General features: G+C 69.1%; 12 protein-coding genes. 6 read left to right on the top strand and 6 right to left on the bottom strand.

The annotated features are described in order from the left end of the window. Positions 1–70 precede the first annotated feature (70 nt). Positions 71–1,033: a GlxA family transcriptional regulator gene (locus tag AORI_RS69660; RefSeq protein ID WP_016336052.1), complete on the top strand. Its 963-nt coding sequence runs from the start codon at positions 71–73 to the stop codon at positions 1,031–1,033. On the opposite strand, the gene AORI_RS69655 is transcribed toward AORI_RS69660, so the two are convergent. Continuing rightward, on the bottom strand, positions 1,030–1,419 hold the full coding sequence (locus tag AORI_RS69655; protein ID WP_016336051.1) for a cupin domain-containing protein: 390 nt from the start codon (positions 1,417–1,419) through the stop codon (positions 1,030–1,032). The two genes, AORI_RS69660 and AORI_RS69655, sit on opposite strands and share 4 nt — an antisense overlap. Positions 1,420–1,471: 52 nt before the next feature. Here AORI_RS69655 and AORI_RS69650 point away from each other — a divergent pair, with 52 nt between their 5' ends. Further along, positions 1,472–2,437: a helix-turn-helix domain-containing protein gene (locus AORI_RS69650; RefSeq protein ID WP_016336050.1), complete on the top strand. Its 966-nt coding sequence runs from the start codon at positions 1,472–1,474 to the stop codon at positions 2,435–2,437. 184 nt (positions 2,438–2,621) lie between these two features. On the opposite strand, the gene trpD is transcribed toward AORI_RS69650, so the two are convergent. From trpD to AORI_RS69635, 3 genes are all read right to left on the bottom strand, one after another. After that, positions 2,622–3,647, bottom strand: a complete 1,026-nt coding sequence (trpD, locus tag AORI_RS69645; RefSeq protein WP_016336049.1) for an anthranilate phosphoribosyltransferase — start codon at positions 3,645–3,647, stop codon at positions 2,622–2,624. 4 nt (positions 3,648–3,651) lie between these two features. Then, positions 3,652–4,062 (bottom strand): hypothetical protein, encoded by a 411-nt coding sequence (locus tag AORI_RS69640; protein WP_016336048.1) that lies wholly within the window; start codon positions 4,060–4,062, stop codon positions 3,652–3,654. A 61-nt stretch (positions 4,063–4,123) separates the two neighbouring features. Beyond that, the gene (locus AORI_RS69635) at positions 4,124–4,540 is read right to left on the bottom strand and encodes a hypothetical protein (RefSeq protein ID WP_043848283.1); all 417 of its coding nucleotides are present in this window, start codon (positions 4,538–4,540) and stop codon (positions 4,124–4,126) included. Between the two features lie 95 nt (positions 4,541–4,635). Between AORI_RS69635 and ctaE the strand changes: the two genes are divergently transcribed. The 4 genes from ctaE to qcrB are packed head-to-tail and all read left to right on the top strand — an operon-like array spanning position 4,636 to position 8,927. Then, complete coding sequence (ctaE, locus tag AORI_RS69630) at positions 4,636–5,259, top strand: aa3-type cytochrome oxidase subunit III (RefSeq protein ID WP_076153294.1); 624 nt, start codon at positions 4,636–4,638, stop codon at positions 5,257–5,259. A 55-nt stretch (positions 5,260–5,314) separates the two neighbouring features. Continuing rightward, entirely contained in the window at positions 5,315–6,133 is an 819-nt protein-coding gene (gene qcrC / locus AORI_RS69625) for a cytochrome bc1 complex diheme cytochrome c subunit (protein WP_016336045.1), read from the top strand. Beyond that, a complete protein-coding gene (gene qcrA / locus AORI_RS69620; protein ID WP_016336044.1) occupies positions 6,130–7,263 on the top strand; it encodes a cytochrome bc1 complex Rieske iron-sulfur subunit in 1,134 nt (377 codons plus the stop codon). Before qcrC ends, qcrA begins: the two co-directional genes overlap by 4 nt. Continuing rightward, a complete protein-coding gene (gene qcrB / locus AORI_RS69615) occupies positions 7,260–8,927 on the top strand; it encodes a cytochrome bc1 complex cytochrome b subunit (protein WP_016336043.1) in 1,668 nt (555 codons plus the stop codon). The genes qcrA and qcrB overlap by 4 nt, the downstream gene beginning before the upstream one ends. Positions 8,928–9,521: 594 nt before the next feature. Here qcrB and AORI_RS69610 read toward each other — a convergent pair. Beyond that, the gene (locus tag AORI_RS69610; protein WP_016336042.1) at positions 9,522–9,914 is read right to left on the bottom strand and encodes a hypothetical protein; all 393 of its coding nucleotides are present in this window, start codon (positions 9,912–9,914) and stop codon (positions 9,522–9,524) included. Continuing rightward, a complete protein-coding gene (locus tag AORI_RS69605; RefSeq protein ID WP_016336041.1) occupies positions 9,911–13,783 on the bottom strand; it encodes a nucleic acid/nucleotide deaminase domain-containing protein in 3,873 nt (1,290 codons plus the stop codon). The genes AORI_RS69610 and AORI_RS69605 overlap by 4 nt, the downstream gene beginning before the upstream one ends. Between the last annotated feature and the right edge of the window lie 105 nt (positions 13,784–13,888).

The following is a 13,888-nucleotide window of genomic DNA, read 5'->3' as shown; positions in this document are numbered from 1 at the left end:
CGCCGTCGTGTGCGCGTTCAACCAGTGTCAGAGATGACATCGACCGCAAAACTTGTGACACACTGCCCGGATGGATGTGAAGAAGGTCGCGGTGGTGCTCGCCGACCAGGTCTCGCCGTTCGAACTCGGCGTCGCGTGCGAGGTCTTCGGCACCGATCGCAGCGCCGACGGCATCGAGGGCTGGGACTTCGCGGTCTGCTCGCCCGGCGGCGCGAACGTCCTCAGCTGGTCCGGCTTCGGGCTCGACGGTCTGCGGGGACTGGATTTCGCGGCGTCCGCGGACCTGCTGATCGTCCCGACCTGCGCACCGCGCAGCGCGAGCCCGCCGGAGCCGGTGCTCGAGGTCCTGCGCGACGCGGCGAGCCGGGGTGCCTGGGTCGCGGGCTTCTGCGCGGGCGTCTTCTCGCTCGGCTACGCGGGGCTGCTCGACGGGCGCAACTGCACCGTCCACTGGGTCTACGAGCAGGAGTTCCGGTCGCGCTTCCCGACGGCGAAGGTCGATCCGAAAGCGTTGTACGTCGACGACGGCGGCGTTCTCACCAGTGCGGGCACCGTCGCCGCCGTCGACCTGTGCCTGCATCTGGTGCGGGAGCTGCGCGGTGTCGCCGCCGCCACGACGCTGGCCAGGCGGATGGTCGCCGCGCCGCACCGGGTCGGTGGGCAGGCACAGTTCGTGCAGGCGCCGGTGCCCGAGACCGCCGCGCCGGACGACACCGTGCTCGCCGAAGCGCTCGAATGGATCGAGCGGCGGCTGGATCAGCCGTTCACCGTCGCGGAACTCGCCCGCCGTAGCGGGTTGGGGGAGCGCACGTTCCTGCGCCGGTTTTCGGCGGCCACCGGTACGACACCGCACCGGTGGCTCACCGAGCGCCGCCTCGACCGCGCGCAGTCCCTGCTCGAAGAAGGTCGTCTGTCCATTGAGGACATCGCGGTCGCCTGCGGATACGCCTCGGCCGCCGCGCTGCGGCATCAGTTCGGCAAGCTGCGGGGGACCAGCCCGAGCGCGTACCGCAGGACGTTTTCCGCCGGCTAGATCTCCTGTCCGACTGTCACTTGGACGTGGGCGGGGACCTCGTCGTGCCGATCGCCGACGGAGAGCGTGCCGGTCGGTTCGAACAGCAGGAGCGACGCACCGTCCACTGAGGACGGTTTGTGGAAGGTCCCGCGCGGGACGACGAACACCGAGCCGCGGGGCAGTGTGACGACGCGTTCACCGTCTTCTTCGCGCAACGCGATGTCCAAGGTGCCGTCGAGTACGAGGAAGAACTCGTCGGTGTTCTCGTGGACGTGCCAGATGTGCTCACCCGCGACCTTCGCGAGACGGACGTCGTAGTCGTTGACGTGGGCGACGATCCGCGGGCTCCAGATCTCGTCGAACCCGGCCAGCGCGGTGTGCAGATCGATCGGTTTCTTGCTCATGCCCCGATCCTCGTCACTGGACCGGCGGAGGAGTGAGTGCTAGGAATCGCATATGTCGCAAGATTCCTCGCACAAGGTCGCCGTCCTGGTCGACGAGGGCTCCAACCCCTTCGAAATGGGCGTCGCGACCGAGCTCTTCGGCCTGCGACGGCCGGAGCTGGGCAGGCCTTGGTACGACTTCACGGTGTGCGCGGCCGAGCCGTCCGTGCGCATGCACCTGGGCATGTTCACCCTCACCGGGGTCGCCGGGCTCGAAGCGGTGGAGGCCGCCGACACGGTGATCGTGCCCAACCGGCCCGATCCGGAGAGCCCGGCCAGTGAGCCGGTGCTGAAGGCCGTCCGCGCCGCGTCCGAGCGAGGCGTCCGGCTGGTGAGCTTCTGCACGGGCGCCTTCACCCTCGCGCAGGCGGGGGTCCTGGACGGACGGCGCGCGACGACGCACTGGAAGTGGGCCGGACGGTTTCGCGCGCTGTTCCCCGAAGTGCTGCTGGAGCCGGACGTGCTCTTCGTCGACGACGGCGACGTCCTGACCGCGGCGGGCAGCGCGGCCGCGCTCGATCTGGGGCTGCACCTGATCAGCCGCGACCACGGCGCCGAGATCGCCAACGCGGTGAGCAGGCGGCTGGTGTTCGCCGGGCACCGCGACGGCGGGCAGCGGCAGTTCGTCGAACGTCCGCTGCCGGCGGTGCCGGACACCTCGCTGGCGCCGGTGCTCGAGTGGGCGCGTGAACGGCTGGACCGGCCGCTCACCGTCGCCGACCTCGCCGCGCGGGCGGCGGCGAGCCAGGCGACGCTGCACCGGCGGTTCCGTGCCGAGCTGGGGACGACGCCGCTGGCGTGGCTCACCACGGAACGGATCGCGCTGGCGTGCCGGCTGATCGAGCGCGGGGAGCAGCGGCTGGACCGGGTGGCGCGGGCTTCGGGATTCGGGACCGCTGCGAACCTGCGTACGCAGCTTCGGCGGGCTACGGGGTTGACGCCTACGGCTTACCGGGCGCGGTTCAGCACTGCTTCGTGACCGGCCGCCGATGCCATGAAAGGTCCTTTCCTTGCAAAATTGGCAAGGAAAGGACCTTTCATGGCGCTCTCTGGTGGGGGCGGCGTCCAGTGGGGCGTCAGCGGTCGCGAAGTGTCATGAAAGGGTCGTTCAGGACGAAAAACGTCCTGAACGACCCTTTCATGACATTTGCGAGACCCAGGGGTCAGGCGAAGGCGATCCACCGGTTCAGCAGGTCCGCCGCCGCACCCGAATCGATGGCCGAGGCCGCCCGTTCGAGCCCGGCCGCCAGATCGTCCTCCAGCGACCCGGAGAACCCGGCGAAGGCCGCCAGCGCGGCCGCCGAGTTGAGCAGCACCGCGTCCCGCACCGGCCCGGTCTTCCCGGCCATCACCTGACGGAACACGTCGGCGTTGTGCGCGGCGTCCCCGCCGCGCAGGTCGTCCGCGGTCGCCCGCGCGATGCCGAGGGCCGAAGGATCGAAACTCCGCTCGGTGATCTCGCCGCCGGAGACCACCCACACCGAAGTCGTGGTCGTGGTCGTGAGCTCGTCCAGCCCGTCGTCGCCGCGCACGAGCAGCACGGTCATGCCGCGCCGCGCGAACACCTCCGCCAGCACACGGGTCTTGTCCTCGTAGGCGCAGCCGATCAGCGAACTGCGCGGCTGCGCCGGGTTGGTCAGCGGGCCGAGCAGGTTGAACGTCGTCGGCACGCCCAGCTCACCGCGGGTGGGGCCGGCGTGGCGCAGGGCCGGGTGGAACTTCGGCGCGAAGCAGAAGCCGATGCCCAGCTCGTTCACGCTGCGCTGGACCGTCTCCGGCGGCAGGTCGATGGTGACGCCCAGCTCCTCCAGCACGTCCGCCGCCCCGGACTTCGACGAAGCGCTCCGGTTGCCGTGTTTGGCCACCGGGGCACCGGCCGCGGCCGTCACCACCGTGGCCATGGTGGAGATGTTGACCGAATTGGACCGGTCGCCCCCGGTGCCGACGATGTCCACCGACGGCCGGTCGATCGTCACGCGCCGGGCATGCGCCAGCATCGCGTCGGCCATGCCGGAGATCTCCGCCGGTGTCTCGCCCTTCGCACGCAGCGCGACGGCGAACCCGGCGATCTGGGAGGGCGTCGCCGCCCCGCTCATGATCTGGTCCATCGCCCACGCGGTGTCCTCCTCGGACAGATCCGCGCGCGCGATCAGCTGGTTGAGCAGGGACGGCCAGGTCTTGGCGGTCACCGGCTCAGCCGTGCACGGCCGGCACCCGCCGGGCGCGCAGCACGTCGGCGACGGTCTCGGCGGCGGTCAGCGGGTCGAGCGGGTGGACCAGCACCGCGTCGGCCTGCGACCAGGTCGCCAGCCAGCGGTCGTCCTTGCGCCGCACCGACACGACGATCGGCGGGCAGTCCTCGATCTCGTTCTTCAGCTGACGGGTCAGCCCGATGCCACCGGTCGGCTGGGCCTCGCCGTCGAGGATGGCCAGGTCCACGTTGCCCGCGTCCATCTCGACGAGGACCTCGGAGATGCCGGACGCCTCGGTGTAGTCCACCCGGCCGAGGTCGGCGGCGGGCCTGCGGCCGACGGCGTTGATGATCGCCTCGCGCACCTCCGCCTTGTGGCTGAACACCAGGATCCGCATCGCCTGCTCGCCCATGAGCGCGCCTCCGCCTCGTCTAGTCATGTCGACCCCGCGATGTTATCCGCCATGACCGACATCACGTGGACGCACCCGACGGCTGGAGCGCGTCCCAGCCCAGCGAATCGCCGCCGAGCCGTTGCGCGAGCCCCGCCATCCGCGACCTTTCCTGCGCGCAGTGCAGTGCGTCGAGGGTCTGGACCCGCAGCGCGTGCGCGAGGGCGAACTCCCCGTCGGGACCCTGTTCTCGCAGCTCCCAGCCGTCCTGGGCGAGGATCGAGGCCGCCTCCGCCACCTTTTCGGGCGGCAGTTTCAAGTGATGGCGCAGGATCGCGGGCGCTTCGGCGACCCAAGAGGGTGATCTCGCCAACGCCGAGGAATCCGCCTCGGCCGGATCGAAGGCCGTCACGACGATCTCCACGCCGGGCGTGTCGACCGTCAGGCCCGGTACGGAAGGCTTCCTGACCAGGTCACGAAGCCGATCTAGTAAACCCATGAGTAGCCCGGTTCCCACTTTCGTTCAGATGTGACCCGACACGCACGCGACCCGCCGTGGACCCACCCGGCGGGCCCCATGCGTGAGAGGACATAATGCGACGCGTGACAACGGCAGCTCCCACCATCAGCCAGCGGGTCCACTCGCTGAACCGGCCGAACATGGTCAGTGTCGGCACCATCGTGTGGCTGTCCAGCGAACTGATGTTCTTCGCCGGACTGTTCGCCATGTTCTTCACCGTGAAGGCGCAGAACGCGTCCGGCCAGTGGCCGCCGCCGCTGCACGGTGAGCCCTTCCACCTGAACATCGCGCTGGCGATCCCGTTCACCGTGATCCTCGTGGCGTCGTCGTTCACCTGCCAGTTCGGCGTGTTCGCCGCCGAAAAGGGTGACGTTTTCGGCCTCCGCCGCTGGTACATCATCACGTTGATCATGGGCGCGATCTTCGTGTTCGGCCAGGGCTACGAGTACCTGAACCTGATCCACGAGGGGCTCACGATCCCGTCCGGCGCGTACGGCACGGTCTTCTACCTCGCGACCGGGTTCCACGGCCTGCACGTCATCGGCGGGCTCATCGCGTTCGTGTACCTGCTCATCCGCACCAAGCTGAGCAAGTTCACCCCGGCCCAGGCCACCTCGGCGATCGTCGTGTCGTACTACTGGCACTTCGTCGACATCGTGTGGGTGGGTCTGTTCGCGGTGATCTACATCCTTCCGTGAACGAAGCCGCCACCACGACCTATCGGCCTGAACTGACAGCAAGGGTTGCCGCAAGATGACCTCCAGCAAGAACAACACGGAGCGCCGCTTCCGCAAGCGGTCGAAGGCGCGCAGGCGGTTCGCCGGCGCGCTGGCGCTCGGGATCGCGCTGCTCAGCGTGGGCGGGTTGTACGCCGTTTTCGCCCCGGAGCCGCAGACCGCGCAGGCGCAGGGCGAATCCGCCCTCCTGCGCGAGGGCGAGAAGCTCTACAACAACACGTGTATCGAATGTCACGGGCCGAAGCTCGAAGGTGTCACCGACCGTGGCCCGAGCCTCATCGGCATCGGCGACGCGGCCGTGTACTTCCAGACCTCCACCGGCCGTATGCCGGCGGTCCGCCAGGAAGCCCAGGCGCAGCGGAAGCCGCCGAAGCTGACCGAGGCCGAGATCAACGCGCTCGGCGCCTACATCCAGGCCAACGGCGGCGGCGCGCAGCGTCCGGCCGAGAAGGGTGACGCGCTGCGCGGCGAGGACGTCGCGCGCGGCAGCGAACTCTTCCGCCTCAACTGCGCCTCCTGCCACGGCTTCACCGGCCGCGGCGGCGCGCTCTCCTCGGGCAAGTTCGCCCCGAACCTGGACCCGGCCACGGAAGAGCAGATCTACACCGCGATGCTCACCGGGCCGCAGAACATGCCCAAGTTCTCCGACCGGCAGCTGTCGCCGGAGGAGAAGAAGGACATCATCGCGTTCGTGAAGTCCGTGAGCGACGGGAACAACGCTCCCGGCGGTAGCTCGCTCGGCGGACTCGGCCCGGCTTCGGAGGGCGCGATCGCGTGGATCGTCGGGATCGCCGCGCTGATCGGCGTGACGTTGTGGATTGGATCGAAGGCATGAGCGCCGAAGGGCCGAAGCCGCCGACAGAGGCGGAATTGGCGGACATGGATCGCGACCAGCTGGTCAAGCTGGGTACCGCGCTTGACGGGGTCGAGATCGTCGAGTACCCGCAGCCGTGGCCGGTCGAGGGGACCCGGGCGGAGAAGCGCGCCGAGCGCGCCGTCGCCCTCTGGTTCGTGCTGGCCGCGCTGTCCGGCCTCGCGTTCGTGGTCCTCATCGCGTGGCCGCACTGGTTCGAGTACAAAGAGCCGGGCAAGCACGGTTACACGATGTACACCCTGTACACGCCGCTGCTCGGGGTCACCCTCGGGCTCGCCGTGCTCAGCCTCGGCATCGGGGTGATCCTCTACACCAAGAAGTTCATCCCGGCCGAGGTCGCGGTCCAGGAACGCGGGGACGGCGGTTCCAAGGAGGTCGACAAGGCCACCATCGTCGCCCAGCTCGCCGACTCGGGCAGCCGCAGCACCATCGCGCGCCGTTCGATGATCAAGCGGTCCGCGGGTGCCGGTGCCGGTGTGCTCGGCCTCGCCGTCGCGGCGCTGCCGGTCGCGTCCTTCATCAAGGACCCGTGGAAGGACACCGAGAACCGCGACTCGCTGTGGCACTCGGGCTGGAAGAAGAACTTCCCGGAGGAGAAGGTCTACCTCCGCCGCAACACCGGCCGTCCGCACGAGATCTCCCTGGTCAAGGCCGAGGACCTCGACGCGGGCGCGATGGAGACGGTGTTCCCGTACCGCGAGTCCGAGAAGAACGACGAGCACGCGCTGTCGGCCGCCTTCAAGCGGGTCGACAACCCGGTCATGCTGATCCGTCTCCGCCCGACCGACGCCGCCAAGGTCGTCAAGCGTCAGGGCCAGGAGGACTACAACTTCGGCGACTACTACGCGTACACGAAGATCTGCAGCCACGTGGGCTGCCCGACCTCCCTGTACGAGCAGCGGACCAACCGCATCCTCTGCCCCTGTCACCAGTCGCAGTTCGACGCGCTCCACTACGCCAAGCCGATTTTCGGGCCGGCGACGCGGCCCTTGGCCCAGCTTCCGATTACAGTGGACTCTGAGGGCTACCTGATCGCGCGCGGAGACTTCAACGAGGCCGTCGGACCGGCCTTTTGGGAGCGTAAGTCATGAGTTCACTCACCACCCCGACCAAGGGGACGAACCCGGTCGAGAAGGCCGCGGGCGCTGGTGCGAAGTGGGCCGACGACCGGTATCACCTGGCCAAGGGCATGCGGCACCAGCTCAACAAGGTGTTCCCGACGCACTGGTCGTTCCTGCTCGGCGAGATCGCGCTCTACAGCTTCATCATCCTGTTGCTGTCGGGTGTCTATCTCACGCTGTTCTTCGACCCCTCCATGGAGGAGGTCGTCTACAACGGCAGCTACACCGGTCTGCAGGGCGTCGAGATGTCGCGGGCCTTCGCGACCACGCTCGACATCTCGTTCGACGTCCGGGGCGGTCTCTTCGTCCGCCAGCTGCACCACTGGGCCGCGCTGATCTTCGTGGCTTCGATGATGGTGCACATGTTCCGGATCTTCTTCACCGGCGCGTTCCGGCGCCCGCGTGAGGCGAACTGGGTCATCGGCGCGCTGCTGCTGGTCCTGGGCATGTTCGAAGGCTTCTTCGGCTACTCGCTCCCGGACGACCTGCTCTCCGGTACCGGTATCCGCGCGACCCTGTCGGGCATCGTGCTCTCGGTGCCGGTCATGGGCACCTGGATCCACTGGGCGCTGTTCGGCGGGGAGTTCCCCGGCAACGAGATCATCCCGCGCCTGTACACGATCCACATCCTGCTGCTGCCGGGCATCATGCTCGGCCTGGTGGCCGCGCACCTCGCGCTGGTCTGGTACCAGAAGCACACGCAGTTCCCGGGCGTGCGCCGCAAGGAGACCAACGTCGTCGGCGTCCGCATCATGCCGGTCTTCGCGCTCAAGGGCGGTGCGTTCTTCGCGCTGGTCACCGGCATCATCGCGCTGATGTCGGGCCTCTTCCAGATCAACCCGATCTGGAACATCGGCCCGTACAACGCGGCGCAGGTCTCGGCGGGTTCACAGCCCGACTGGTACATGGCCTGGGCCGACGGCATGCTGCGGATCTGGCCGGCATGGGAGCTCTACCTCGGGAACTACACGGTCCCGGCGGTGTTCTTCCCCGGCGCGATCGGGATGCCGCTGCTGATCGGGTTGCTGGTGATGTACCCCTGGATCGAGCGAAAGCTGTCCAAGGACACCGCGCACCACAACCTGCTGCAGCGTCCGCGCGACGTCCCGGTCCGGACCTCGCTGGGCATCATGGCCCTGACCTTCTTCGCGGTCATCATGCTGTCGGGCTTCAACGACATCATCGCGTTCGCCTTCGACATCTCGCTGAACGCGACGACGTGGGCCGGCCGGATCGGTGTCCTGCTGCTGCCGCCGATCGCCTACTACATCACCTACCGGATCTGCCTCGGCCTCCAGCGGGCCGACCGCGAGGTGCTGGAGCACGGTGTCGAGACCGGCATCATCAAGCGCCTGCCGCACGGTGAGTTCATCGAGATCCACCAGCCGCTCGGCCCGGTGGACGACCACGGCCACGCGATCCCGCTCGAGTACCAGGGCGCGTCGGTCCCGAAGAAGATGAACAAGCTCGGCTCGGCCGGACACGCCGTCGCCGGTTCGACCTGGTCCCCGGACCCGGTCGAGGAGACGATCGCGCTGGAGCGCGCCCGGGCCAACGGGCACGGCAACGGCAAGGTCGACGACATCGGTGGCGAGCCTTCGGAGGAGCGCAAGGAGATCACCTCCGGGCACTAGCTCGTCGGATACGTGTGAAGGCCCCCTTCCCTCGGCTCAGCCGAGGGAAGGGGGCCTTCACACGCGTTAGGGGTCCGCATTTCGTGCCGTGAAGGCCTCCTTCCCTACGCTCAAGGTCAGGGCCCCGGTAAAAGTCGTCTGCCCGCTGGTCAAGTTGGTGACGGAGGGCTCGTCGGGTTTTATGAAGAGGTCGTGAGTGTTTTTGGTCGTTATTGAGGAGTAAGTCAAATGTGGCGCGTTGTGCCGCCTGGGGCCTTTGGTGTCCACAGTGGTCACTTCCGGGTGGCATGCGCCTGTGTTGTGCCTGTATGTCCGGTTTCGCGGGGAGTCGTGAGTGGCAAAGAGGGTTAGAACGAGCATCGCCACTCACGACCCCACTTGAAACCGGACAAATATGAATCAAACGGACATTTGCCTGCCGGTTGGTGTCCTTTGTGGACATCATCCGGTCAAGCGTCCGGTCGTCCGTCCGTTCGGAGATCGAGTCCGAACCGCCTGGAGTGGCACTGACCAGCGCTTATCCGACTTTGCCGTGACCCTGCGTTCAAGGTAGGGAAGGAGGCCTTCACGGACCCTGCCACGCGTGGTGGATCGTCAGCCGGTGACCTTGAGCTCCAGGGGACGCGTGTCGTCGTCGCTCGGGACGACGGTCAGGCCCGCGGCGGTGAGGACGGCGGTGAGCGCCGTCCGCATCGCCGCGTGGACCGCGATCTGCCGCCGCACCTGGGGATTCTCCTTGTCGCCTGCCACCAGGAGCCGAAAGGCCTCATCACGCCAAGGCCTTGCCACCACCCAGTCGACCCAGACCCCGCACGCGCCCTCGAAGACGTCCACCTCGATCACGGCACCTCCGGCGTCCCGGTGATCGTCCGGATCGGGCTCGACGATCACCGGGAACCCCGCCGCCCGCAACACGGCTTCGGTCCGGTCGCCCAGAGCGAACAGCCGTTCTTGTTCGGCGGGGTGGACGCGGCGGAGCGAGGTCATCCGCCTGCTCCGCTGCCCACCAAGACGCGCTGTTCCGCTTCGGCGGCCGTCGCCGAACCGGCGAAGAGGCCGCGCCTCTTGTAGGACTTCTTGATCATGTCGATCAGGCTCCCCTTGTAGATCTTGTCGATCTCGGGATCACCGGTCCACGGTACCGAGAAGGACGTTTTGAGGTCGGGCGCCATCTTGCTGACCCAGTCCCGTTTGCAGTCGGGGCACGGTTCGCGTTCGCTGTAGAGGCCCTTGATGTTCTTGGGATCGAAACCCTGCTCGATGACCTGCTCGACGATGTGCTGCTCGGAGTGGCGGCCGGCGTCGTTGCTGTTGCCCGCCACGTAGCCGTCGGGGAGCTTCCCGTTCGGGTCCTTGTAGCCGGGGAGATAGGCGACGGCGACGTTCCGGCTCGTTCCGTAGCCGTTTCCGATCCGGTAGTCGAGCGCGATGCTCGGCAACGTTCCCCCGTTGTCACCGTGATCCACGAGCCCACAGGTGAAATCGGGGATGTCCGCGGCTTTCGCGGTGGCCGGTACCTGGCTGATCCGGTTGCACCATTTGCGGATGGCGTTGAAGAGCGGTTTGACCTTGTCCGCGACCTTGCGGAAGATCGCGGACTTGTTCAAGAACTTGGAAATGTTCTGGATGATCTTCACGACCGCCGAAGCCACCTTGGGCAGCTTCAGGAAGACGACGACGATCGACGCGACGTTGACCACGGTCCAGATGCAGGCCTCGATGTTGCCTTCACCGAAGCACCGCTCCGCGTCACGCCAGCCGATCACCTCGAGCAGGACTTCGGCCCCGATCTCCACCAGGAACGACGTCACACTGCCGCCGTTCTTGGACTGCTCCGCGGCCTGGCGGTACTCGTCCAGCAGCATCCGGCCGAATTCGGTCGCCGAGAGCATGGCGATTTCTTCTTGAGTCAGATCGGGCAGCCCGGCACCCGTCTCCTCGGCCGCGCGGCGTCTCGCCTCCTCTTCCTCCTTGCGCTGCTGGTCTTCCGCGCGGTCGGCGGCTTGCTGGGCCTCGGTCGCGCTTTGCCGTGCCCGTTCCGCGGCGGCGGCCGCGTTGCGCGCGTGTTCTTCGGCCCGGTCGGCCGCCGCCCTGGCTTCCGCCGCCGAGGCTTCGGCTGCGGTCGCCGCGTCCCTGGCGAGTTGAGCGTCCCGTTCGGCACGCGACGCCGAGTCCCTCGCCGCCTGTGCCTCGCGTTCCGCCGCCGCGGCGCTCCGGCCGGCGATGGCGGCGTCGGCGTTGGCCTCGTTGGCCGCCGCACGGGCGGTCTGCGCGTCCGCACGGGCGGCCGCGTCCGACGCGTTCGCCCGTTCGCCCGCGGCGCGAGCCAGCGCGCCTTCGGCCGCGGCGACGGCCGCCGCTTCCTGCGCCTCGGCCGCCGAGTTCGCCGCTGCGGCGGCTGATGCCGCTGCCCGCGCCGCGGCTTCGAACGCGGGTTTCACCTCTTTCTGCGCCCGAGCAGCGGCTTCGGCGGCCCGATCAGCCGCCAGCCTCGCTTCGGTGGCCCGGTCGCGGGCCGCTTGCGCCTGCTCGGCTCCGACCGCCCTGGCCTGGTTGGCGACCAGGATGACGAAATCGGCGTCGAGGTCCGAACCCGCGTACGGCGCGACGACGATGATCGCCCGGTTGGCCGGATCGGTGATCGCGCTCGACGACGCCCGCGCGGCGGTGGACGCCCGCAGGGCGATATCCGCTTGCGTGGCCGCGGAGACCGACTCGTTGAACGCCGCGTCGGCCTCGGCGCGGGTACGCTCCGCCGCCATCAGCGAACGCATCGCCTCGCCCGCCGCTTGTTCCGCGAGCTGAACCGCGTTCCGTGCCGCCTCGGCCGCCTTGGTCTCCTCGGCCGTCGCCTCGGTCGCCTTCACGTTGGCCTGGGTGGCGTGGTGATGGGTCTCCGCCGCCGAGGACTCGGCCCGGTTGGCCGCGTGGTTGGCCGCGGAGGCGGCGGCGCGGGCTTCCTGAGCCGCGGCCCGGGCCCGTGCCGCCGCTCGGGTCGCTTCGCCCGCCGCTTGCCTCGCGACCACGGCGGCGCCGGTCGCCCGGTTGGCGGCGTCGCGGGCCGCGGTGGCCGCGGCGGTCGCGTTGTCGGCCTCGTTCCGCGCCGCGGCGGCGGCGTTCTTCGCGTCGGTCTCCGCCGCGGTGCCCCGTGCGGCGGCTTCGGCCGCGTTCAGCGCTTCCGCCTTCGCCTGCGCGGTCTGCTTCAGCCGTTCCGCGGTGAAGGCGGCGTCGCGAGCGGTTCTCGCCTTCCCTTCTTCGCCCACCGCCCGCTGTTCGGCTTCCCCGGCGAGCCGTTCCTGTTCCTGCGCACGGAGGTTGGAGTCGTTGGCGATACCGGCTTGGCGCTGGGCTTCGCCGCGGTGACGACGTGCTTCCGCGGCTGCCTGGTCGGCACGCTGACGGGCGGCGGCCGCGTTGGCCCGCTCGGCCTCGGCGACCCTGCGGGCGCTCTTCGCCCTGTCCCGCTGCCGTTCCGCTTCCTCGCGATGTGCGCGGGTGCGTTCGGCCGAGGCCCTGGCGGCGTTGGCCGCGGCTTCGGCCGCTTCGCGCGCCTGCTTGGCCCGGACGGCCGCGTCCTTGGCCGCCACCGCCTGCACTCGTGCCGCTTCCGCCACCTGTGCGGCAGCGGTCGCGTGCTCTTCGGCGTGCAGTCCCCACTGGCGAGCCTGCTCGGCGTGTTTCTCGGCGCGTTCCTGGGCGTTGCGCGCCTGGTCGGTGGCTTCGGTGGCGTCGATCGCGTGCTGTGCGGTCTCCGAGGCGTGGACCGCCGCCTGCCCGGCCGCGCTCATACCCCTCGCCATGTCGGCCCACTGAGTGCCGTAGGGGAGTCCGACGGCGACCAGTTCGGCGGCCTGGACGCCGGCCTGCTCGGCGGCGCGCACGGCATCGGCCGCGGCGTCGCGGGCGTTGCCGACCTGACGGGCGGCCTCGGCCTTGACCAAGGTGAAGGAGTCGGGCGGGTGGTTGCCCGCCGCGTCGTTCGCGTCCAGGATCTGCTTGGCCTTGCGGGCTTCGTTCCCCGCGAGCACCATCGCGTTCGCGATCCGCTGGAGCGCGCGCAGCGCGTCACCGTGCGCCACCATCAGGTTCCGTCGCGCGGTCATCGCCCGCACGGCCCGTTTGGCGAGGTCGCTCAGCTGCTCGGCGGCCCGTGCCGCGGCTTCCTGATCACGGATCTGCTTTTCCCGCTCTTCGGCGTCACGTTTCGCCGCGGCGAGGTAGCCGGTGTTCAGGAACTCCGCGATCGCCGCGTCACCCGCGTCGAGCGCGGCCTGTGCCGCCGTCTTCACGTGGTGCCCGGCGACGCCGAGCAGTGCCGTGACCCTGGCGCGCAGCTGCTCGGCACGTGCCTGGCCGCCCGCCGCGACCTGTGCGTCGCGCTCCCTCGCGATCTCCTTGCCGTAGGCGAGGAACTGCTCGCGGTCGGTATCGCTTCCCGCGAGGACCCGCTGGACCTCGGCGTTGAAGATCGGCCCGCCGGTGCCCGCCATCGCCTGGATGGTGGCCCGGTTCTGGCGCGCGGTCTCGGCTTCCCGCGCCGCGGCCCTCGCCTTGGCGGCGTCGAGGCCGGTTTCGAGGAATTCGTGCAAGGCGGCTTCGGTGCCCGCGTCGAGCGCCGCGCGCGCGGCCTCACGTACTTCGGGCTCCTCGGCCAGCTCGGCGTGATCGGCGATGATCTGCCGGACGACGGGACTGCCCACCAGGGCGGGTACGCCCGCCTGGCCGTCCCAGTTGCGGTACGGGTCTTCCGGCAAGGGACGGGCCGGGGACGTCGGTGGCGGCGTGGCCGGTGGTGGATCGTCGGCCGCGACCGCGGGCGCCGGTTGGATCAGTCCGGCGAGTACGGCGGTCGCCAAGAAGACAAGGAACGTTCTCAGTAGATATCTCGTTCTCGACATCAGAACCCCCAGGTATCGGTGAAAAGAACTACTGCGGGGTGAATGAGGTGCCTTGCCGGTGTA

Source organism: Amycolatopsis keratiniphila (genome assembly GCF_000400635.2).
Classification (GTDB): domain Bacteria; phylum Actinomycetota; class Actinomycetes; order Mycobacteriales; family Pseudonocardiaceae; genus Amycolatopsis; species Amycolatopsis keratiniphila.
Note: the sequence above shows the minus strand (reverse complement) of the source record. Positions and strands in the feature narration are given on the sequence as shown.